The following is a 20,492-nucleotide window of genomic DNA, read 5'->3' as shown; positions in this document are numbered from 1 at the left end:
GAACAGCCGATCCGTTCTCCTACGAGTTCCGCCCTCCAACCGCGAATCGGGTCATCTCAGCGACCCTCCGGGACGGGTGTGCTGCCGTGGGCGGTGATGACGCACAGGTCGGGGCGGACGAAGGCGTGCAGATCCGGGGCGGGCGCGCCCGGATCGAGGCGGGCGAGCGCGGCGCGCAGCAGAGCGCGGTGCGCGCCGCACACCACCTCGGGGTGTGCCTGGGCGGTGGCGCGGAACGGGCAGGCGTGCAGCAGGATCCGCCCGTCGCCGGCCTGTTCTGGATCGAACCCCATCTCGGTGAACAACATCGTCAGCGCCGCCTGGGCGTCGGGGGCTCCAGCCGCGGACGGGAAGGAACGCAGTCGCTGCCGTGCCCACTCCGCGCCGACCTGTTCGGCGCGCTGGGCGCGTAGCGCGGGGGTGTCGGCGAGATGGGCGGCGAGCAGTTCGGCGAGTTCCTGGTAGGGACCGCTTTCCGGCTCGGCGGTCCACGACGCCGAGTAGACGGTGCGCGGACGGCCTCGTCCGCCGGTCCGCTCGCTGTGCTCGGTGACCAGCCCGACATCGATCAGCGCCGACAGGTGGAACCGTACCGTGGTCACGTGCAGGCCTACCTGCGCCGCCACCCGGTGGGCGTCCATCGGTTCCGCGCAGGCGCGTAGCCGATCGAGGATGGCGATCCGGCTGGGCACGGACAGCACTTCGTGGGCACGCGCCCGGGCCTGCCCGGTCATGTCGCCACCAGATAGCCGTCCACCGGGCCCTCCTGCAGGCACGGCACGGCGGTCACATGTGTCACCCAGACCCCTCTCCGATCTCATTTAGAGGATGCACATGCTTTTAATTGAGAGTCAAGACCGTTCCATGAAGGCGCCACCGTGGATGAGACGGGTTGGGTGGCCAGTGATGACCTGTTCACCGCGATCTGCGTGAGGCGGCGTCAGCGGGAGGCGCCGGCAAGCAGCGACACGGAGGCCGCCGATCGTGCCATCGACCGCCGGCGGGGCGAGCGCCGCAGTGCACGCCTGGTGCGGCATCGTCTACGTCGCCTTCGTCGTCGACGTCTATTCCCCGGCGATCGTCGGCTGGTCGGCCTCGATGTCCAAGCGGGCCACGCTGGTGCTGGATGCCCTGGACATGGCCATGTGGCGGCGTGACCGCACCGGACGCCCCGCCGGCCCCGGCCTCATCCATCACTCCGATGCCGGCAGTCAATACACCTGTTTCCGCTTCACGACCCATCTGATGACCGCCGGTACCGACGCCTCGATCGGCACGGTCGGGGATGCACTCGACAACGCGCTGATGGAATCGCAGATCGGCCTCTACAAGACCGAACTGATCAGACCCCGCGGGCCGTGGCGCAGCCTGGCCGAGGTGGAACTGGCCACCGCCGAATGGGTCGAGTGGTTCAACACCACCCGCCTGCACTCCTCCATCGGCAACATCCCGCCGGACGAGTACGAAGCTCTCTACTACGCTCAACACCACCCCAGCGAACCCGCTGGAATCAACCCCTGAGGTCTCCATCGAAGCCGGGGCGGTTCACCGGCACCCGCCCCGACTTGGCGTACGGTCCGTCGTCGTCCACTGCGGTCCAGACTCGTCCACGGCGATTGTCACCCAGATAGTCACCCAGACGTGGCGTGCGATCAGCCGGGCAGCAGCGTGAAGGCATCGACGTGGCGTGGGCGCACGATCCGGAAGTGCCGGCGGTCGACTGTCGCGACCTCCCTCAGCCCCAGGCGCTCGGCGATCGCGATAACGGCGGCGTCCACCAGTCCGAGAGGAAGATCGACGTACCTCTCGACGAGTTCCGGCATGCGAGGGAGGTCTTCGTCCTCCAACTCGGCTACATGGAAGCCACTGCCACCGAACGACTTCAGGAACGTGACCTCGGCATGCGGGCCGACACGCGACTCCAGGAGATAGCCGACTTCTCCCATGACCGGCGACGGCACGAGCAGCGGTCCCTCCGCCTGGCGGAGCAGCTTGAGACAGGCCTGGTGGTATTTGTCCTTGGCATTGCCGACAGCGAGAAGGACGCCGGTGTCGCACAGGAGCACGTCAGCGGCCCATCTCGGAGCGCAGAATCTCCTCATGGCGTTCGGCGAGGTCCGGTTCAGCCTCGAACGACGCGAAGAAGGGGAGGTCACGCTCCGCCGGGGCAGGCTCGTCCAGACGGCCACGGATCAACTCCAGAGCCGGGCGTAGCTCCGACTCCGGCAACTGGTCCACGAGATAGTGCAACTCCTCGCGCATGGCGCTCATGTCCCCAGTCTAGGTCTGCAGCCTGACGAGGGCATGAGCATCGGGCGTAATCTGGCCGCCGAAAAGATCGTCGAGGGTAGTGAGGCAGGGCCAACGCGAGGCGGGGAGGAGGTCGGCGTAACAGCGGTCCCAGGAGCACTGGCGGGGCTCGGCCAGACGCGGAAGTTTCGGCAGCCCTGTCACGAGTCTTGCAGCCGAAAGTGCCTGCGCTCGTTCCCTTTCACAGGCTTTGCCTTCCATAGCAGTATCAAATCGGCCGTATCACCCAGCCGATACCGGTATGGCCGGCCGCTGCTTGCCTCCTTCCCTCTCAGAATCCTGCGCACGTGAGGTGCCCTGATATGCGCCTTCCGCAAGAGGCTTCCCAACTCCGCCGCTGTAACGAGGCTCGCCGCCGGCTCCAATTCCCCGGGCGCTGGTGTAAATCCCCTGAATGCGTGGAGACGGTCCTGCACCACAACAGCCTTCAGCCGGCGTGCCGAGGAGATCTTCGAGGAGAACACCGACTGCTGGCCAACCGCTCGCTTCTTGGAGGACGTCGAGGACCTGGACGGCTCGACCCTCCGTCGGCTCGGCCAGAGCGCCTGACACACGACGCCGAAGGTGCACCTCTACTTCGATGCTGCTGGCACGCTCCCGCCACGCCTTTGTCCGTTTCGACACCCCACCACCGTCAACGGGACATGCAGCTGATGCCGCATACCCGACCGGATGCCGGCTGGCATGGCAATGGTCGGACCTCACCAGCGATCAGATCGAACCCTCGTCGATCAGGGGGGCACGACGCACGGGCGGAGGACCATGAGCGAGTCCTCCAAGGACGCCACCACAGCGAAGGGGAACCGGTCGAGTTCAAGACAGAGTGCGACGTCATCGGGATGGGCTCCTTGGCGTACGCCTTGTGTCAACTCGGCGGCGGCGCGTGACTCGCCGGCGCGGCGAAGGAACTCAGCTGCATCCGGCCCAGCCCCGGTGGCTCTCTTGGCGATGTATTGAGCGCAGGCCAGATCTTCGTCGGCCCGCCCTTCGTCGCCGGTGACCACGAACGTGACACTGCCACACTCGCGTATCTGCAAGAGCCGAGCCGTTGCCTCCGCCACCACGAAGCTGGCGCACAACACCAGCGACGCCTCCTTGACCGCAAGGGCACCGACCGTCCCTGCCGAGGTCTTCTGCACAACGGTCCGCCCGCCAAGGTCAACAGACTGCAGCAGCCCCGGCGAGTTGACGGCGTCGAACCCCACCGACGGCGGACCGTCTTTGAGCGCCACCCAATCCGCATGGCGAGCCTTGAGCGCCAGGGCTTCGTCCAGCGACTCAGCAAGAACGATCTTTTCCGCTCCTTGGGCGAAGACCCAAGGAGCCACTGTGAAGGCACGCATGACGTCGACTACCACCGCTGCGGACGGAGCTTCGACCAGCTCAGAGATGCCGAGGAAGCGAACATCCATCCGGTCACGATCGCACATCCTGGCCGGAAACACTCCAGACAGTGACACGCATTACCTTGCCGGCGGTCTCGGCACGCGACACCTCCCGCTACCTGCGTCGCGAAAGAGGCGAGTGGTCACCGAACAAGATCGATTGCGTTCGCTAATGGCACGAGCCCCGTTTTCCCTGAGGGAGACGGGGCTCTTTTCGCTGGTGGGCGGTACTGGGTTCGAACCAGTGACCCCTCGCTTGTAAGTCAACCCAGGAAGGGGCGGGACCAGCACCTGCACCCGCCCTGACCTGGGCGTACAGTCCACCGTTGTCCACCGCCGTCCAGGCTCGTCCACGGCGATTGTCACCCAGATAGTCACTCAGTAACCGTCCGGATGAGAGGGCCTGCCCGGCTGCTATGCAGTACGCCACGCATCCCCGATGCATGCCTCCTGATAATCCCACCATCCCGCCTCCACACCTCGGTTCAACAGTGCTTTAGTGGCGCGGACGTCGGCATCGGGAGGCACGCTGAGAGCCACGAGTGGGAATTCCACGCTGTACGCCTCCGCTCCGATGCCCAACGGAGCGAATACCTCGTGCACCGCCTTGGCGGTCGCCTTCGGCCCTCCACGGACCGGCAAGACGAGGATCGTGCACCTACCGGACCACTCCACGCGTTCCTCGACCCATCGGACGCCCTCGGCGTCCATAGTGAATCGCACGATGTCACCCTCGGCAGCGCCATCGACGAAGAACGGAACATTGTCCACCTGTGCGAGATCCCCGCCGAGCAGGGTCGCCCACACGCCTTCCTGGTCGAACTGCGGCCATCCCTCACGCGGTACGAAGCGGTACCAAATTTTCACTCTTCCATCAGGAACCATCGCTGTGCTCTCGGACGAGGAGGAGACCATGCTGACGATCCTGTCGGAGACGCTCCTTCCGGTACAGATCCACCACAGGCAACCTCGCGCCCGTCCCTCCACATAGCGAGGTCGGATAACAGCGGCGCGAGACAACCGTCTTTAGCATGGATTCATGGCCACGATAGGCGAACGCATCCGCAGCGTCCGGAAGCGGCGGGGCCTGACTCAGCAGGGCCTGGCCGACCTCGCCGGCGTGTCCGCCTCGCTCATCCGGAAGCTTGAGCAGGACGCCCGGAGAGACGCGCGGCTGGAAACGCTGCGCAAAATAGCGGTGGCCCTCAAGGTGCCGACAACCTCGCTGATGATCCGGCACGACCCGGAGCCAGCCGACGAGCAGACTCTCGACCTGTGGGGGCCGGTACGGCGGGCGCTTTACGGCCTCGAAGGTCCGCCTTTAGAGGCGCCGACCCGAGAAGGACTGGGCTCAGCCCTGGAAGCGTCGATGCCGCTGTGGAAGCAGGATCGCTATTCGCAGATCGCGGCCATGCTGCCGGTGATGCTTCGGGACGTCGATGCGCTGGTAGAGGCGGACCTGTCGGCGCGTCACGTACGAGGCAGGCTGCTGCACCTTGTCGGCTGGCTGATGACCCAGACCCGCCAGTTCGACGAGGCCGAGTTCGCGCTATCGCGGGCCATGGACGACATGAACGATCCCCTTGACGCGGCGGCGACGGTTAGCTTCTCCTACGTCAGGGACGGCTCGACGAAGCCCGCCAGATGGCGATGCGCTGGGCCGACGACGTAGAGCCGCGCATTTCCCGTGCCACATCACACCAGTTGTCCGCCTGGGGATGGCTGCTGCTTCGCTCCTCGGCAGCCGCCATCCGCGACAACCGACCCGGCGAGGCGGACGACACAATCCGCCTTGCACGAACCGCGGCCGTAGCGATGGGACGCGACCTGACGCCGGACGAGGACTTTCTACGCACCTTCGGCCCGATCACCGTGGCGATGAAGCGCGTGGAGAACGCCATGATCGAGGATCGGCCGGACAAGGTCCTCCAACTCTCGCAGACGATCCCGGTTACGGACCTGCGGCCAACCTCCAACAACCGGAACCGTCATCTCCTCGACGTGGCCGAGGCACACCGCCGGATGCACCGGCACAGCGAGGCCTTCGACATCCTGCAAGGCGTTCGACGTGACGCCCCGGAGTGGATGACCAACCAGCGATACGCCCGAGACATCCTCAAGGGAATTATCGGCAGGCGACGCACGCTCTCCAGCGAAATGCGCGACCTCGCGGACTTTGTGCGGCTTGATTACTGAGTAGTGGACACCGCTCGTGTCACTTCCGTCTGCGGGCATCGGGAAGTGACACGAAATCGCACTTCCAGGCTATTGTGGCCACTCATAGCGTTGCAGCATGCATTCGGCCATGACGGGATTCCATCCCATTGACGCAAGAAGGAAAACGCTTACAACGCCATCGCTAGCCGCTGAGCGATTGAGCGATGAATTGGCGGCTCTCGGCATACGAACTGATGTCCACGAGGGATATGGGCTCGCCCTGGTGTCGGTGTGGGTCGAGCTAGTCGTCTGGACGGATGGCCGGTGCTACCGCTGGTGGTCGGGGCGTAAATCACTACGGACCCAGCGATGGGTTTATGCGTTCGGTCCAGTCGACGACCCGATAACCACCGCTCGCCGAATCGCCATCCGGTACAAGGATCTCCGCCAGCATCATCCGCTTTCCGCCCTGCTGACGAACAGCACACCATGAACGCCTCTGACAGGTGTCTGGCTCCGCATGTGCCGTTGGCTCAGCGAGGGCACCTCAAGCTGGCTTGGCATGAACCGTTCTACAGGTTCGGACGCGCCCGTGTTCTAGCTTGGACCTGCGACTGCCGGGCGACGATCTACGAGCTATGCCAGGCCGGCGGTCAAGCCTTCATTCGCAGCACTCTCCAGTGCGAGCCCGAATATGAAATAAAGGAAACCTTTCGCTGGCCGCTCCGCCAGGCGCGTGACATATGGGTTGCACTGCTGTGCGGCGAAGCACGGTAAGTGTGACCGTGCATGCGTGCAGACGCTGGTAGGAGACGTGCACAACCCATGACAGCTTGGAGAGCGAACGTAACAGGGTGGCCATCACCAGTCTGAAGAGCGCCTTCCTCCTCCCGCTGCGACAGTTGCCACAGTTTCGCACATTTGTGCGATGTAACGTTCCAAAGCGTCAGAACGAATACAACCACAGGCAGGTCATGGGCTCTATCCCTAGGCCCAGACCAGCGCAGCAAGCAATAAAGTGAGTGAGGGCATAGACGCTAACGAGGCCACAGCGGAGGCTAATCGTGAAGCTAAACATCTTCCTAATCCCCATGGAAAACATCGCCCGACTCCGAGAAAAGATCGAGGCCGCAGGCATGGAGAGGATCTATCAAGGTGAGGTCGACGATTGGATTATGGAATTCTACTTTTCTACAACTCCAGATCCCATAGAGATACCGTGGGCCAAGGATTTCGCAACGGAACTCGCATCCCTGCCTGAGATTCCGAAGAACGAGATGCACTACGGGGCGTACCTCTGGCGGTCAGAGGAAGCGTGCTTCGCCATCAGCTTTGGAAAGAGCCACTTCTACCTACGGGAGTTCTGCGATAGCGACTTTGGATTGAGTATGGCCAAACGGATTGGCGACAAGGATGACGTGCGGCAGAAGGCTGCACGCAGATACGCCGGGAGAAGCACAAAACAGATCAGATCCTACCGCAGAGAAAGTACCCTTGATCTTGAGAGTGGTGAATCGATAGATTACCTTCACGCCGCAACGAGAGAGAGCGAAATTTGGGGCGCTTGGGCGAAGTTTGGTAGTTCTCTCCTACTCTCGCTCACCCTCGACAAGGACGACAGCCTGGCAGCACTTCTGGGAAGGATTCTGGAAGAGCTCAAGAAGCCAGAACTCTTCGCTCTTCCTCGCACCGAGATCGTCAAAGATAAAGCTCTAATCGAACGCTATGACCGAGAACTGATTGAGGCTATAGTCTCCGAAGGTGCCGAATTCGAGGAAGCTGCACACCAACTAGTGGGAGTGGACTTCGTTTTCGCAAGCAACGAGCACTACTATTTTCAGCGGCGGCGCGCTGTTTCCTCCGAGCTAGGCCGTCTCGACAGACACGAACTACGCGAATTCATTATCCAGAACGGAATCAGAAAGGACCAAATATTCGACATAAAGATCGTTGTCGTACGCGAAGACTCCAGGAAGTATTCACACCCCATCAAGAAATCTCTGGAATATTCCATCGCGGATCAGAAAGTTTTCCTTCGAGCCGGGGAGTGGGTTCAGTTTAACGAGGACTACGCGAGGTTCTTAGACGAATACATAGATAACACCATCGAGATCGACCAGACATTGGAGCCTGACCTACTAGAGATTGATCTGGCAGAGCCGGACTTCAATGACCAATTCAATAACCAGCTGAAGAATCGGGGGTACGAGGTCGCCGACACAGACCTAACGATCCTTACCCTTCGCAATTACAAGATTGAAGCATGGGATCTCAAGAAGGGCAAGACAGTCTATGCCGTTAAGTTCGGATCGGCACAGAAACTAGGATACGTATGCGATCAGGCCGCCAACGTTTTAGAGATTTACCGGAACGAGCCGGCAGCGTTTAGGGACATAGACATCGACACCTACTGTCTCTGGCTGGGGTTTGCGCTAGCCCGAATCCCAGAGCGGCTATCCGATATAAACTCGATCATCTTCAAGCAGAAGTTGGAAGCGTGGGCGCGCAAGTGCCAGACCATGAACATAAAACCTATGGTGAGGATCAGCCGGAAGATTCCCTCATCTTGAGCGCGACGCGAGTATAGGCTCCCTCTATACAACTCCTCCGCACATGATGCATGATCGATAGCATGCAGGACGAGTGGGAGTATGAGCAGGAGCAAGAATACGACCAGATATTTGGGCAAACTACTGGTCTATTAGCCCAGCGGGGCGACGAGGAAGCGGTCTCGCTGATGGTTGACGTCCACCACATGGCGATTGAAGACACAGACGAAGCTATACAAACCGAGACATACCAGGATCCTTGGACTCTTCAGTCTCGAACCAGGACTATCTTCAGGCGCAAGGTGCTATTAGATGTAGAGGAACACCTCATCCCTCGCTTCGCCGAGGATGTCCGCAGGCGCATCCTCCGAACCCTGCGCTACGTTGCCGAACGCAACGGACAAGGGGACATCGCTTACATCGAACCGCGACCAGCACTACCGGAACTGGGCGAGAACTGGCGTGATACTTTCCGCAACCGTTTAACCGCCGAACGTCCCAGCAACCAGGCCAGAAGAGAAAGAGATACCAAACACCCTGTAGAAGATGCCCTGACATTCGGGAGCAAGGAAGAGCTACGCGTTTATCGGGCACTCAAACGGCTGCAGACAAGATTCCCCGAGCACGACACCATCGCTATAGCACCTCTCCCTGGCATCAGATTGCGCACAGGAAATACGTGGAGCCCCGACGTGCTTGTGATGGGGCGCGGCCGTGCTTTGATCATCGAAACTGACGGGCCCTACCATCGGAGCACTCGCCGCTATGTCGATGACCGCAACCGCGATCTCCAATGGCAACGGTGCGGCGTCCATGTTGTCCGCATACCCGTTGAAGATCTTGAAGACGACGACTCCCTTGATGCTCGGCTCAAAGAGGAAATCCTCCGCTACCTTCCTCCTCCCTGACGACCCTAGCTTCGTTCAGGCCCTGCCAATTTTCGCTGGGGCCAGTTCAGTGGTCATCTCCTCGTCGGGCAGGCGTAGCCATGCCGGGCCGGACGCCTGGGGTCAAGCCGTCGCTTGCGTGTACATGCTCCCGGTGACCTTCCTCGCCTGCTGGTTGTCCTGCCCGCACTCGACGGCTTGACCCTGGGCGGCCGGTCTGGCATTCCTCGGGGTGGCCGGCGAGGAGATGACCATTCCAACCGCACCGTCCCGGCTCATCTCCGAGGAGGGCCGGGGGTGCAGGGGGCAGAGCCCCTTGCGGTTCTTTCCTCCGGCTACCTCGGCGAGCTGGACTGCGTCGCCCGGGTCGCGGTGGTCTTCGATTGTCTGGAGCTCCGTCTTGGTGGCTGGGAGCGCGCGGGCGGCGCCGGCCGGGACCGGCCGGAGAGCCGCATGCCCGGACGGCTAGCCGCCCGGCGCGCGAGCGGGCCGCCACAGGCGGGCCGCCTTGAACCAGTAAAGAAACTCTGAGCCACCCAGAAGGCAGGTTCTAGATCACGAGGTCGATGCCGTTGTCGCTGAGTTCCTGCGGCGTGAGGTCGGCGTCGGGGTCGTCGGCGAGCTCCGTGTGATAGCCGATCTCGTAGCGGTTGGCGGGGGCCTTGACCTCGGTGACCTCGATCGGACGGCCGTTTGCGTGGGCCATCGTGCGCCGGATGATCAGCAGTGCCTCGGCGTAGTCCAGTCCCAGCAGGGCTCGCTCGTCCTCGTACGCGATGCGGGCCGTCGCCAGGGTCATCCACCTGACCGGGCCATGCTCACTGATGAGCGACTGGTAGAAGAAGCCGGGACGCTTACGGAACTGCTGGTAGCGCTTATGGTCGTCCCACTCGGGGAGCATGTCCGCGTTCGTGTAGGAGTTGATCTCCAGCCGGGCTGACGCGCCATGAATGCGAGCGGTATGGCCGCGGTGCCACATGCTGCGGCGATGGATCACCGGGTGTCCAGGCCGGACGCCGAGCATGATTGCGACGTCTCGGTTCGCCCGGCTCGTCGGCTGTGGTGTAGCTGTGCAGGACCTCGCCGGTGCCCGCGTCCACGATGACCGACTCGCCGGCCAGGTGGATCGGGTGAGAACAGCCGCCTGTCGCGGCCCAGCGGCAAGACCAAGACCGAAGCCAAGGCCAAGCTCAAAGAGATCATCCGCGACCATGAAGACGGGCTGGCCATCGCCCCGACCAACTACACCGTGAGCGACGCCGTGACCTACTGGCTCGCTCACGGCCTGGGCGGCCGGTCCCCCAGCACGGTCCGGATGTACACAACGTTCGCGGAGACCCACGTCCTCCCGGCGCTCGGCGCGCGCAAGCTGCGTGACCTGTCCGTGGAGGACGTGGACTCCTGGCTGGCCAGCAAGAAAGGAGAACTCAGCACACGCTCACTCAAGCTGATCCACGGCATCCTGAACCGCGCGGTCAAGAGCGCCATGCGCCGCGACAAGGTGAAACGAAACGTCGTCGACCTCTGCGAGATCCCCGAAGCGCGCGCCGGTCGTCCATCCAAGGCGCTCACCCTGGCGCAGGCTCAGGCCATCCTCGACGAGGCGGCCAAGGCCAGCCCACGCATGCGGGCGTACATCGTGCTCTCGCTGCTGATCGGCGCTCGAACCGAGGAGCTTCGCGCGCTCACCTGGTCGCATGTCGTCGCGTACGACGAGGAGCGGCAGGCGTGGTTGCCCGTCGCCGAGGCCGGCTGGGACCACGAGGAGTTCGCTATCCATGTCTGGCGCTCCGTGCGGCAGAAGGGCGACACCAAGACCGTGAAGTCCCGTCGATCCCTCAAGCTGCCCCGTCTCTGCGTGGAAGCCCTCCAGACCCTTCACCAGAAGCAGGGAGCCTCAGAAAGCGATCTCGTCTTCCGTACCAAGAACGGCACAGCGCTCACCGCGCACAACGTACGACGCGACTTCCGGAAGATCCTCGACAACGCGGATCTCCCCGGCAAGGACTGGTCTCCGCGCGAGATGCGGCACAGCTTCGTGTCGTTGCTGTCGGACTCCGGCGTTCCGATCGAGGACATCTCCCGTCTCGTCGGCCACCGGAACACCGTGGTCACCGAGACCGTCTACCGCAAGCAGATCCGCCCGGTCCTCATGCAGGGCGCGGAGAAGATGGACAGCCTCTTCGAGGCATAGTCACTCAGATAGTCACTCGGTCCGCGAAAACAAGATCGGCAACACGCCGTTTCACCAGGTGGGCGGTACTGGGTTCGAACCAGTGACCCCTCGCTTGTAAGGCGAGTGCTCTACCGCTGAGCTAACCGCCCGGACCGGACTACACCTTACGACACCGACCCGCCTCTCAGCACATCGAGCGACCAGTCGGCGCCCGCGTCGTGCTCGCCCGCCGCCTGCCAGCCGAGGAGCGCCGCGCCGAGCATGCCCGCCAGGGGGCCCAGGGCGGCCGGGCGCAGGGGCGGGGGCTCCTGGAAGGCCAGACGGCCGGCCAGCCGCTCCCGCAGCGGCTCGAACAGGGCCGGACCGGCCTCCGCCAGGCCGCCGCCGATCACGATGAGGGCCGGGTCGAGCACGAGCACGTACGACGCGAGGGCGATGGCCAGGGCCTCGATCGCCTCACCGAACACCTCGGCCGCCACCGGGTCTCCCGCGGACGCGAGCTCGACGACCTCCTTCGCCGTCGCCGCACGGCCGGAGCGGGCCGTGAAACGGCGGGCCACGGCCGAGGCGGAGGCGTAGGTCTCCAGGCAGCCGATCTGCCCGCAGGCGCACTTCTCCCCCGCCGGCCAGACGGACGCGTGCCCGATCTCGCCGCCCCAGCCGTGCGCACCGCCGTACGGCTCGCCGCGGAGCACCACCGCGCCCGCGATGCCGGTGCCGATGGGCAGGAAGAGGAAGTCGGCGACGTCGCGACCCGCGCCGAAGACGCTCTCGGCCAGGCCGCCCGTCCGGACGTCGTGGCCGAGCCGCGTGGGGACGCCGGGAGGCGTGAACGCCTCGGCGGGCACGTCGCGCCAGCCGATGTTGGCGGAGTAGACGGCGGTGGACGCGGTGACGATGCCCGGCACGGCCAGGCCCACCCCGGCGGGCTCGGTGCCGTACCGGGAGCGGCCGAGGCCGGCGATCTCGCCGACGTAGGCGCGCACGGCCTCCACCACCGCGTCCGGACCGTTCTCGCGCCCTGTGGGACGCCCGGTGAGGACGGTGACCTCGCCGCCGCGGGTGACGAGGCCGCCCTTCATGGAGGTGCCCCCCACGTCCAGAGCGACGACGTACGTCACGATCGGCCCAGCACCCTGTCGAGGGCCGCCTCCACCTCCGCGGCGAGGCCGGGCATGCGGGCCGGACCCGGCGGGCCGGCCGTGACGAGCGGCTCACCGTCGCGGGCGAGCCGCACCTCCCCGCAGGAACGGCACTCGATCTCCCCCAGGCGGCAGATCAGCGCGATCGAGCCGCACGAGGCGCACGTGTCGAGATCGAGGTCGTGCACACGCTGGCAGTCCGGGCAGACGAGGACCTGCGCCTCGTGGCGCACCGCGCGCTTCCAGGGGCTGGCGCCGCGGACGGGGTCGGTCTGCCGGGCCCCGCACCTGTAGCAGGGCATCGTGGCCTCCAATGGGGCGAGTCGGAGTCGGAGTCGAATATGTCAGTGCCCGGGGGCGGGCAATGAAACGATCAGATTTCCGCGAGCGCCTTGCGGTACTCGTCGAGATCGCGCGCGGAACCGATCGGGTTGACGACCTTCCAGCGGACGACGCCTTCGCCGTCGATGATGAACGTGCCCCGGAGCGCGAGTCCCCGGTCCTCGTCGAGGACACCGTACGCCCGGGCGACCTCACCGTGCGGCCAGAAATCCGACAACAGGGGAAACGAGAAGCCCTCTTGGTCGGCCCAGGCACGCTGACTGAACATCGAGTCGACCGACACCGCCAGCAACTGGACGTGCGGAGACAGGGAGCCGGCCAGCTCGTCGCGGATCGCCGCGAGCTCACCGTGGCAGACGGGGCTGAAGGACAGGGGATAGAAGACGAGCATGACCGTCCTGCCCCGCAGGCCGGAAAGACGCACGGGAACGCCGTGCTGGTCCTTGAGCGCGAACTCCGGAGCCCGCTGCCCGACCTCTATCGCCATGAGCAGTCCCTCCCAGGTGTCCGCTCATCATCCTGCCGTACGGCATCCCCGGGCCGTACGGCAGGGCAATACTCAGCGGCGGGCCTTCGGGGCGACGAGCCTCGTGCCCGACCAGTCCCTGGCGGCGCTCACGCTGCTCGTCTGCGACAGACCTGCGGTCGCCGCGTCCTCACCGATGTCGCTGGGCTCCACGTGGCCGTCGCGCCCCGCCTTTGGGGTCAGCAGCCAGATCTGGCCTCCGTCGGCGAGTGCGGTCATCGCATCGCTCAGGGCGTCGAAGAGGTCGCCGTCGCCGTCACGCCACCAGAGCAGCACCACGTCGACGACGTCGTCGTAGTCCTCGTCCACCAGCTCGTTGCCGGTCAGCTCCTCGATGGACTGGCGCAACGCCTCGTCGCAGTCCTCGTCCCAGCCGACCTCCTGCACCACCTGACCGGCTTTGAGGCCGAGTCGTTCGGCCAGGCCGCGCTCGTCCTGCGCCTGACCCGCGGTCGCGCTCACGTTCATCCCTCCTGCTTGGGGTGACCCCGCCCATTTCTGCGGTTGTCCTGGCTCGTTGAGAGCCATGCTTCGGCACAGTCCACACGCTGCGACCCGTAGTCGTCAACGGTCGCCACGGTGGGTGACCCGCACCGTTATCTCTTAATCGGTCAAAAACGACAAACGTACACGCCTGTCGGGGTTGTCGACGTTGAGGTCGATCAGGGCGACCGACTGCCAGGTCCCCAGAGCCAGCCTGCCCCCGAGGACGGGAACGGTGGCGTACGGCGGAATGAAGGCGGGCATGACATGCGACCTCCCGTGCCCACGGGAGCCGTGCGCATGCCGCCACCGGTCGTCCGCCGGCAGCAGGTCGCCCAGAGCGGCGAGCAGGTCCTCGTCGCTGCCGGAGCCGAGCTCCAGCAGTGCCACTCCTGCCGTCGCGTGCGGGACGAAGACGTGCAACAGTCCGTCTCCCCCGCACTCGCGCGCGAAATCGGCGCACTCCTTCGTCATGTCGTGCACGCGTTCCCGCGCGCCGGTCCGTACCTCGATCACCGTCGATTTCACATCCGCGATATTACGATTCGCGCTGAGCTGGGAGGACGACGGCGTCCGGACCGGGGAAGACGAGCGCCTCGTGCCCGTCCTCGTACTTCACCAGGAACGGCGGGCCGCCCTCTGGGCCGCGGACCTCGACGATGACACCGTGCTTCTCGTGGTCGCCCACGACCGCGCCGTGCACCACCAGCCGGTCCCCTACCGTTGCGTGCATCTCGATCCCCCTCTCTCCAGAGCCTGGTACGGCTATCGCCATCTGGAAAGAGGGGAAACCCTCCTCTCCACAGAGGGAGGGACAACCCATACCAAAACGTTACGCGGCCGCGAAGCCCCGCGACAGGGGGCCGTGTCCGGCGCGCACGCGGGCCCCGCAAGCCCGCCGGAGACGGGAGACGCGCGAGGCGGATGGTTGCGGAGACGTCGGCGGGGGGCTGTCCGGCGGGCACCTCCCGCGGCGTCGCGGCGGACCCGCCACGCCTGCCGGGTAGGCCGGGACCAGACCGGGTAGAGAGGCTCCGACCAGGCACGACGTGGTGCCGATGGCCGTTGGGGTGCCCCCGGCGGCGAGCGGGAATGGATGGTGAGTAAAAATCGTCCTACCATCGGTGGTCTAGGCCAAGACCACCCCGCAGCCAGCGCGGACGGTCCGGTTACCGGGGAGTAGAGATGCGCTTTCCGGTATGACGAGACAGGATGGAAGACGACCGCAACGCCGCGATCAAGCGCTGACCGCATCGCAGCAGGCAACACAGACGTAACAGATCCGACGAGACAAAGTCCATCTCGGAAGGCGAGACCCAGTGGCTTCCGGACGCCAGCGTTTTTCGATCATCAGTGACGGCCTACCCAGCCAGTTGCCTGATGTCGATCCGAGCGAGACCAACGAATGGCTCGAATCGCTCGACAACGTCATCAAGACCGAGGGCCGCACCCGGGCCCGCTACCTGATGCTCCGGCTGCTTGAGCGCGCCCGCGAACACCAGGTCGGCGTGCCCGGCCTGCGGAGCACGGACTACATCAACACCATCCCCCCGGAGCGCGAACCCTGGTTCCCCGGGGACGAGTACGTCGAGCGCCGCATCCGGGCCTACATCCGCTGGAACGCGGCGGTGATGGTGACCCGTGCGAACGCGCGGACCAACGTCGGCGGCCACATCGCCACCTACGCGTCCGCAGCCTCGCTGTACGAGGTCGGCTTCAATCACTTCTTCCGCGGCAAGGACCACGGCGAGTCGGGCGACCAGATCTTCATCCAGGGCCACGCGGCGCCGGGCATCTACGCCCGGTCCTTCCTGGAGGGCCGCCTGAGCACGGCCCAGCTGGACGCGTTCCGCCAGGAGCTGTCCCACGGGATCAAGGGCCTGCCGTCCTACCCGCACCCCCGGCTCATGCCGGACTTCTGGGAGTTCCCGACGGTGTCGATGGGCCTCGGCCCGATCGGCGCGATCTACCAGGCCCGGTTCAACCGCTATCTGCTGAGCCGCAAGATCAAGGACACCAGCCGCAGCCACGTCTGGTGCTTCCTCGGCGACGGCGAGATGGACGAGCCCGAGTCGCTCGGCGCGATCGGCGTGGCCGCCCGTGAGGAGCTCGACAACCTCACCTTCGTCATCAACTGCAACCTGCAGCGGCTCGACGGTCCGGTACGCGGCAACGGCAAGATCATCCAGGAGCTGGAGTCGTACTTCCGCGGCGCCGGCTGGAACGTCATCAAGGTCGTCTGGGGCCGTGACTGGGACCCGCTGCTGGCGGCCGACGTCGACGGCGTGCTGGTCAACCAGATGAACACCACGCCCGACGGGCAGTTCCAGACCTACTCGGTCGAGTCGGGCGCCTACATCCGGGAGAACTTCTTCGGCGGCGACCCGCGCCTGCGCAAGATGGTCGAGCACATGACCGACGACGACATCCGCAAGCTGTCGCGCGGCGGCCATGACTACCGCAAGGTGTACGCCGCGTTCAAGGCGGCCCGCGAGCACGTCGGCCAGCCGACCGTCATCCTGGCCCAGACGATCAAGGGCTGGACGCTCGGCAAGGACTTCGAGGCGCGCAACGCCACGCACCAGATGAAGAAGATGAGCAAGGCCGAGCTCAAGGAGTTCCGCGACCGGCTCTACCTGCCCATCCCGGACAAGGACCTCGAGGCCGACCTCCCGCCCTACTTCCACCCGGGCGAGGACAACGACGAGATCGCCTACATGAAGGAGCGCCGGGCGGCGCTCGGCGGTTACCTGCCCAAGCGGGTGGTACGCGCCAAGCCGCTCAAGCTTCCCGGCGACCCCGTCTACTCCGGCCTGCGCAAGGGGTCGGGCAAGCAGAATGTCGCCACGACCATGGCGTTCGTCCGCCTGCTCAAGGACCTCATGCGCGACAAGGAGATCGGCGCGAGGTTCGTGCCGATCATCCCGGACGAGGCCCGCACGTTCGGTGTGGACGCGATGTTCCCGACCGCCAAGATCTACTCGCCCCACGGGCAGACGTACGAGGCGGTCGACCGCGAGCTGCTGCTGTCGTACAAGGAGTCGACCGAGGGTCAGATCCTGCACGAGGGCATCAGCGAGGCCGGCTCGATGGGCTCGGTCCTCGCGACGGGCACGTCGTACGCCACGCACGGCGAGCACATGATCCCGGTCTACATCTTCTACTCGATGTTCGGGTTCCAGCGGACCGCCGACCAGATGTGGCAGCTGGGCGACCAGATGGGCCGCGGCTTCCTGCTCGGCGCCACCGCCGGCCGCACCACGCTGAACGGCGAGGGCCTGCAGCACGAGGACGGCCACACCCCGCTGATCGCCTCGACCAACCCGGCCGCCGTGGCGTACGACCCGGCGTGGGCGTTCGAGATCGCGCACATCGTCAAGGACGGCCTGCGGAGGATGTACGGGGAGCACCCCGAAGACGTCTTCTACTACCTGACCGTCTACAACGAGCCCTATCCACAGCCGGCCGAGCCGGAGAACGTGGACGTCGAGGGCATCCTCAAGGGTCTCTACCTCTACGCCCCTGCGACGGGCGACGGGCCGAAGGCGAACATCCTGGTGTCCGGCGTCGCCGGCCCGTGGGCGCTGGAGGCGCAGCGGATGCTGGCGGAGGACTGGGGGGTGTCGGCCTCGGTCTGGTCGGCCACCTCCTGGAGCGAGCTGCGCAGGGACGCCCTCGCCGTCGAGGAGCACAACCTGCTCAACCCCGACGCCGAGCAGCACGTGCCGTATGTGACCGGCAAGCTGTCGGGCGTGCCGGGGCCGTTCGTGGGCGTCAGCGACTACATGCGCGCCGTCCCGGACCAGATCGCCCAGTGGGTGCCGGGTGACTGGTCCTCGCTCGGCACCGACGGCTTCGGCCTGTCGGACACGCGTTCGGCGCTGCGCCGCCACTTCCACGTGGACGCGGCCTCGATCACGCTGGCGGTGCTGACCCAGCTCGTACGGCGCGGCGAGGTCAAGGCCGAGGTCCTGCAGGAGGCCGTCGCCCGTTACCACCTCAAGAACGGGGTGACCGAGGTGTCGGCCCAGCAGACCCCGGAGACCAACGACACCCAGTCGATGGGCGTCTGACCCGCGGATCCGTCCGGCGGAGGCCATGCCGCTCGCTTCCGCCATCGTTTCCGGCGGAGGTCATGTCCGCTCGCTTCCGCCATCGTTCCGGCGGAAGGCATACCCGCTCGCTTCCGACGGCGGGCCCCGCGAGCGGCCTGGACGGCGGCCCGGCCGGGCAGGAAGCGGCTCGAACGGCGGCCTTGCAGTGCGGTACCGGCCGGTCCCAAGCCACCTCCAAGCAAGAAACAAGACCGTTCCATCACGCTTGCTGCCGTGGATGGAAATATCAGGAAATACTTCGGCAGACTGACCGGGGGGATGGCCGCGATCGCGGCTCTCGCCCTGCTCGTCACGGCCGCTCCCGCTTCGGCGGACCCCGGGGACGAGATCCCCGTCGGCACCCGGCTGGCCGCTCGCACCCACCCGGCCGTGCAGCTCACCAGCATCACCTACTCCGGCGAGGTCGTCGTCCCGAGCAGCCAGGCCAAGGAGGCCGCGTGGGACCAGCTGACCAACGAGGCCACGCAGGCCGTGCTCGCCGGCAAGATCCCCTCCGATGAGCGGAGCATCGCCAAGTTCCTCTTCCAGCGCGTGGCGTCCGACGTCGACCGGTACCTCCAGCCCGTCGGTCCGGAACGCACGGTCAAGGCCCAGGTCGGCGGCATGTGCACGGGCTGGTGGGTCACCCCCGACGGCTACATGGTCACCGGCGCGCACTGCGTGCAGATGAGCGACCAGGAGCTGTCGCAGACCTTCGCGCAGCAGGCGCTGGAGAAGTTCAACAAGCAGGACGCGAAGGACATGATCAACGCCCTGCGGAACTTCGAGGCCGACAAGGAGATGATCGAGCTCGTCCAGCAGATCTACGTCACCTTCAACAGCACCCACCTGGAGATCCGCGGCCTGCAGAAGAGCCTGTCGGTCCTGCAGAGCCTGCCCGGCGGCGGTGTCGACAAGACGGCCAAGGAGGTCCCGGCCGAGCTGGTGTCGGTCGGTGAGAGCTACCCGGGCAAGGACTTCGCCCTGCTCAAGGTGAACGGCCAGCAGAACCTGCCGACCGTGCCGCTCGGCGAGGACGCCGACGTGCAGACCGGCGACACGCTCTACATCAGCGGCTTCCCCGGCCTGGTGACCAACACCCCCTGGTTCAGCGTCGAGTCCAAGCTCGACCCCGCGCTCACCGAGGGGCCGTACAACGCCAAGCGGAGCACGCAGGAAGGGGTGCCGTACATCCAGACGCAGGCGCCCTCCTACCACGGCAACTCCGGCGGTCCCGTCTTCAGCCGGGCGGGCAAGGTCGTCGGCATGCTCATCGCCGGCACCGTGAGCGAGAACGGCGAGGCGTCGGAGAACGAGAGCTTCGTGCTCCCGGTGTCGATCATCAAGGAGAAGCTCAACGAGAAGAACGTCAAGTCCTCCGCGTCGCTGACGACGACGAAGTACAACGAGGCGCTCGACGACTTCTTCCAGCGGCACTACAAGGACGCGCTGCCGAAGTTCCGCGAGGTCCAGGCGTTGTTCCCGAGTCACCCGTACGTCGCGAAGTACATCACCGACTCCCAGCAGGCGATCTCCTCCGGCAAGGACGAGACCCCGCAGCCGATGTGGGTGTGGATCGCCGTCGGCGCCGGTGCGCTGATCCTGGTCGGCGGCGGCCTCCTGCTGCTGCTCCTGATGCGCAGGCGCAAGAAGGACTCCGCCTCCCCGGGCCAGTCGCCCTCGCCCGCGTACGGCGGCCCCTATCCCGGGCCGAACTCCGGCGGCGGCTACCCGGCGCAGGTCGGCGGCGGCTACGACCGGCAGCCGGTGAACGGCCAGGTGCTGCCCCAGGGCTGGCAGCCGCAGAGCCTGCCGCCGGCCGGCGGGCCGGCGCGGACGGCCGGAGGCTACGAGGCGCCGCGCCCCGGCGGCTACGACCGGCGCCCGGACGGCCACGACCGGCAGCGGCCGGACGCGGGCTACGACCCGCAGCGGCCCGACGGCGCGACGCAGTACGTCCGTCCCGCGCCCTACGGTCAGCAGCGGCCGCACGCCATGCCGGGCCAGGCTCCGGCCGACGCCGGCGCGCCGGACGTCGCCGACCTGGAGCGGGAGATCGCCGAACTGCGCCGTCAGCTGCAGCACCGTCCGCCGGAGGCGTGACGACCGCGCGGGAGGGTGCCACGCTCACCCTCCCGCCCATCCCCGCGCAAAAACACGGGCCGGGCGCACCTGACGGTGCGCCCGGCCCTTATGTCGTGTCCCTCGGATCTGTGGCCCGCCGCGCTCGCCACGGCGAGATCCTCTGGGCAGTGCCCCGCCTCACGGGAGAGTGGTCAGCTCTCGGAGGAGAAGGCGGCGTCGAAGGCGGCGGCGGGTGGGGTGATGGCGTTGAGGGAGCGGATGTAGGCGAGGGATTCGGGTGCGCCGTGCAGCCGGTCCATGCCCGCGTCCTCCCACTCGATGGAGATGGGGCCGTCGTAGCCGATGTGGTTGAGTGC

Annotated in this window: 20 protein-coding genes, 1 tRNA gene and 1 pseudogene; 8 read left to right on the top strand and 14 right to left on the bottom strand. The window is 65.8% G+C overall.

Features of this window, described 5'->3' with window-relative positions; genetic code table 11:
• Positions 1 to 56 precede the first annotated feature (56 nt).
• A complete protein-coding gene (locus HHX30_RS04875) occupies positions 57 to 734 on the bottom strand; it encodes a metalloregulator ArsR/SmtB family transcription factor (protein ID WP_169979882.1) in 678 nt (225 codons plus the stop codon).
• Positions 735 to 984: 250 nt separating this feature from the next.
• Between HHX30_RS04875 and HHX30_RS04870 the strand changes: the two genes are divergently transcribed.
• The gene (locus HHX30_RS04870) at positions 985 to 1,521 is read left to right on the top strand and encodes an integrase core domain-containing protein (RefSeq protein WP_169979880.1); all 537 of its coding nucleotides are present in this window, start codon (positions 985 to 987) and stop codon (positions 1,519 to 1,521) included.
• Positions 1,522 to 1,652: 131 nt separating this feature from the next.
• Here the strand turns inward: HHX30_RS04870 and HHX30_RS04865 are convergent, their stop codons facing one another.
• The 4 genes from HHX30_RS04865 to HHX30_RS04850 all read right to left on the bottom strand — a co-directional run bounded on the left by HHX30_RS04865 (position 1,653) and on the right by HHX30_RS04850 (position 4,610).
• Positions 1,653 to 2,066, bottom strand: a complete 414-nt coding sequence (locus HHX30_RS04865; RefSeq protein ID WP_169979878.1) for a PIN domain-containing protein — start codon at positions 2,064 to 2,066, stop codon at positions 1,653 to 1,655.
• Between the two features lies 1 nt (position 2,067).
• The gene (locus tag HHX30_RS04860) at positions 2,068 to 2,271 is read right to left on the bottom strand and encodes a hypothetical protein (protein WP_169979876.1); all 204 of its coding nucleotides are present in this window, start codon (positions 2,269 to 2,271) and stop codon (positions 2,068 to 2,070) included.
• A 770-nt stretch (positions 2,272 to 3,041) separates the two neighbouring features.
• Positions 3,042 to 3,722: a 2-phosphosulfolactate phosphatase gene (locus HHX30_RS04855; RefSeq protein WP_169979874.1), complete on the bottom strand. Its 681-nt coding sequence runs from the start codon at positions 3,720 to 3,722 to the stop codon at positions 3,042 to 3,044.
• A 387-nt stretch (positions 3,723 to 4,109) separates the two neighbouring features.
• Entirely contained in the window at positions 4,110 to 4,610 is a 501-nt protein-coding gene (locus HHX30_RS04850; RefSeq protein ID WP_169979872.1) for a DUF4265 domain-containing protein, read from the bottom strand.
• Positions 4,611 to 4,734: 124 nt separating this feature from the next.
• On the opposite strand from HHX30_RS04850, the gene HHX30_RS41285 reads away from it, so the two are divergent.
• The 4 genes from HHX30_RS41285 (at position 4,735) to HHX30_RS04835 (ending at position 9,309) form a co-directional block, all read left to right on the top strand.
• A complete protein-coding gene (locus HHX30_RS41285; RefSeq protein WP_249349694.1) occupies positions 4,735 to 5,367 on the top strand; it encodes a helix-turn-helix domain-containing protein in 633 nt (210 codons plus the stop codon).
• Positions 5,340 to 5,891 carry a hypothetical protein gene (locus tag HHX30_RS41280; protein ID WP_249349692.1) on the top strand — a complete coding sequence of 184 codons (552 nt, stop codon included), beginning with the start codon at positions 5,340 to 5,342 and terminating at the stop codon, positions 5,889 to 5,891. Before HHX30_RS41285 ends, HHX30_RS41280 begins: the two co-directional genes overlap by 28 nt.
• Positions 5,892 to 6,916: 1,025 nt before the next feature.
• The gene (locus HHX30_RS04840) at positions 6,917 to 8,422 is read left to right on the top strand and encodes a DUF6119 family protein (RefSeq protein ID WP_169979870.1); all 1,506 of its coding nucleotides are present in this window, start codon (positions 6,917 to 6,919) and stop codon (positions 8,420 to 8,422) included.
• Positions 8,423 to 8,484: 62 nt separating this feature from the next.
• Positions 8,485 to 9,309, top strand: a complete 825-nt coding sequence (locus tag HHX30_RS04835) for a hypothetical protein (protein WP_169979868.1) — start codon at positions 8,485 to 8,487, stop codon at positions 9,307 to 9,309.
• A 529-nt stretch (positions 9,310 to 9,838) separates the two neighbouring features.
• Here the strand turns inward: HHX30_RS04835 and HHX30_RS04830 are convergent.
• Positions 9,839 to 10,285: a UTRA domain-containing protein gene (locus HHX30_RS04830; RefSeq protein ID WP_311922096.1), complete on the bottom strand. Its 447-nt coding sequence runs from the start codon at positions 10,283 to 10,285 to the stop codon at positions 9,839 to 9,841.
• 252 nt (positions 10,286 to 10,537) lie between these two features.
• On the opposite strand from HHX30_RS04830, the gene HHX30_RS04825 reads away from it, so the two are divergent.
• A complete protein-coding gene (locus HHX30_RS04825; RefSeq protein ID WP_311922095.1) occupies positions 10,538 to 11,482 on the top strand; it encodes a tyrosine-type recombinase/integrase in 945 nt (314 codons plus the stop codon).
• Between the two features lie 59 nt (positions 11,483 to 11,541).
• On the opposite strand, the gene HHX30_RS04820 is transcribed toward HHX30_RS04825, so the two are convergent.
• The 7 genes from HHX30_RS04820 to HHX30_RS04790 all read right to left on the bottom strand — a co-directional run bounded on the left by HHX30_RS04820 (position 11,542) and on the right by HHX30_RS04790 (position 14,690).
• Positions 11,542 to 11,613 (bottom strand) — tRNA-Val (locus tag HHX30_RS04820).
• Between the two features lie 15 nt (positions 11,614 to 11,628).
• The gene (locus tag HHX30_RS04815; protein WP_169979864.1) at positions 11,629 to 12,585 is read right to left on the bottom strand and encodes an ROK family protein; all 957 of its coding nucleotides are present in this window, start codon (positions 12,583 to 12,585) and stop codon (positions 11,629 to 11,631) included.
• Positions 12,582 to 12,908: a hypothetical protein gene (locus HHX30_RS04810; RefSeq protein WP_169979862.1), complete on the bottom strand. Its 327-nt coding sequence runs from the start codon at positions 12,906 to 12,908 to the stop codon at positions 12,582 to 12,584. The genes HHX30_RS04815 and HHX30_RS04810 overlap by 4 nt, the downstream gene beginning before the upstream one ends.
• Positions 12,909 to 12,979: 71 nt before the next feature.
• On the bottom strand, positions 12,980 to 13,435 hold the full coding sequence (locus HHX30_RS04805) for a peroxiredoxin (protein ID WP_169979860.1): 456 nt from the start codon (positions 13,433 to 13,435) through the stop codon (positions 12,980 to 12,982).
• 72 nt (positions 13,436 to 13,507) lie between these two features.
• On the bottom strand, positions 13,508 to 13,936 hold the full coding sequence (locus HHX30_RS04800) for a DUF3052 domain-containing protein (RefSeq protein ID WP_084370137.1): 429 nt from the start codon (positions 13,934 to 13,936) through the stop codon (positions 13,508 to 13,510).
• A 141-nt stretch (positions 13,937 to 14,077) separates the two neighbouring features.
• Complete coding sequence (locus HHX30_RS04795; RefSeq protein ID WP_211591650.1) at positions 14,078 to 14,431, bottom strand: YjbQ family protein; 354 nt, start codon at positions 14,429 to 14,431, stop codon at positions 14,078 to 14,080.
• A gap of 64 nt (positions 14,432 to 14,495) precedes the next feature.
• Positions 14,496 to 14,690 carry a DUF1918 domain-containing protein gene (locus HHX30_RS04790; protein WP_030505662.1) on the bottom strand — a complete coding sequence of 65 codons (195 nt, stop codon included), beginning with the start codon at positions 14,688 to 14,690 and terminating at the stop codon, positions 14,496 to 14,498.
• 586 nt (positions 14,691 to 15,276) lie between these two features.
• Between HHX30_RS04790 and aceE the strand changes: the two genes are divergently transcribed.
• Positions 15,277 to 18,030 carry a pyruvate dehydrogenase (acetyl-transferring), homodimeric type gene (gene aceE, locus HHX30_RS04785; protein WP_169979856.1) on the top strand — a complete coding sequence of 918 codons (2,754 nt, stop codon included), beginning with the start codon at positions 15,277 to 15,279 and terminating at the stop codon, positions 18,028 to 18,030.
• A gap of 255 nt (positions 18,031 to 18,285) precedes the next feature.
• Positions 18,286 to 20,154: a trypsin-like peptidase domain-containing protein gene (locus HHX30_RS04780; RefSeq protein ID WP_311922093.1), complete on the top strand. Its 1,869-nt coding sequence runs from the start codon at positions 18,286 to 18,288 to the stop codon at positions 20,152 to 20,154.
• Positions 20,155 to 20,327: 173 nt separating this feature from the next.
• Here HHX30_RS04780 and HHX30_RS04775 read toward each other — a convergent pair.
• A pseudogene (locus HHX30_RS04775) lies at positions 20,328 to 20,492 on the bottom strand (sugar phosphate isomerase/epimerase); the annotation flags it as partial.

Source organism: Microbispora sp. H10836 (assembly GCF_012999525.1).
Classification (GTDB): Bacteria; Actinomycetota; Actinomycetes; order Streptosporangiales; family Streptosporangiaceae; genus Microbispora.
The sequence above is the reverse complement of the archived record's forward strand: the minus strand, read 5'-3'. Positions and strand labels throughout refer to the sequence as shown.

Coding starts and splice junctions, on each gene's coding strand:
- HHX30_RS04875 (WP_169979882.1), bottom strand. CDS start 734: ATGACCGGGCAGGCCCGGGCGCGTGCCCACGAAGTGCTGTCCGTGCCC.
- HHX30_RS04860 (WP_169979876.1), bottom strand. CDS start 2,271: ATGAGCGCCATGCGCGAGGAGTTGCACTATCTCGTGGACCAGTTGCCG.
- HHX30_RS04855 (WP_169979874.1), bottom strand. CDS start 3,722: ATGGATGTTCGCTTCCTCGGCATCTCTGAGCTGGTCGAAGCTCCGTCC.
- HHX30_RS04850 (WP_169979872.1), bottom strand. CDS start 4,610: ATGGTCTCCTCCTCGTCCGAGAGCACAGCGATGGTTCCTGATGGAAGA.
- HHX30_RS41285 (WP_249349694.1), top strand. CDS start 4,735: ATGGCCACGATAGGCGAACGCATCCGCAGCGTCCGGAAGCGGCGGGGC.
- HHX30_RS41280 (WP_249349692.1), top strand. CDS start 5,340: ATGGCGATGCGCTGGGCCGACGACGTAGAGCCGCGCATTTCCCGTGCC.
- HHX30_RS04835 (WP_169979868.1), top strand. CDS start 8,485: ATGCAGGACGAGTGGGAGTATGAGCAGGAGCAAGAATACGACCAGATA.
- HHX30_RS04810 (WP_169979862.1), bottom strand. CDS start 12,908: ATGCCCTGCTACAGGTGCGGGGCCCGGCAGACCGACCCCGTCCGCGGC.
- HHX30_RS04805 (WP_169979860.1), bottom strand. CDS start 13,435: ATGGCGATAGAGGTCGGGCAGCGGGCTCCGGAGTTCGCGCTCAAGGAC.
- HHX30_RS04795 (WP_211591650.1), bottom strand. CDS start 14,431: ATGACGAAGGAGTGCGCCGATTTCGCGCGCGAGTGCGGGGGAGACGGA.
- HHX30_RS04790 (WP_030505662.1), bottom strand. CDS start 14,690: ATGCACGCAACGGTAGGGGACCGGCTGGTGGTGCACGGCGCGGTCGTG.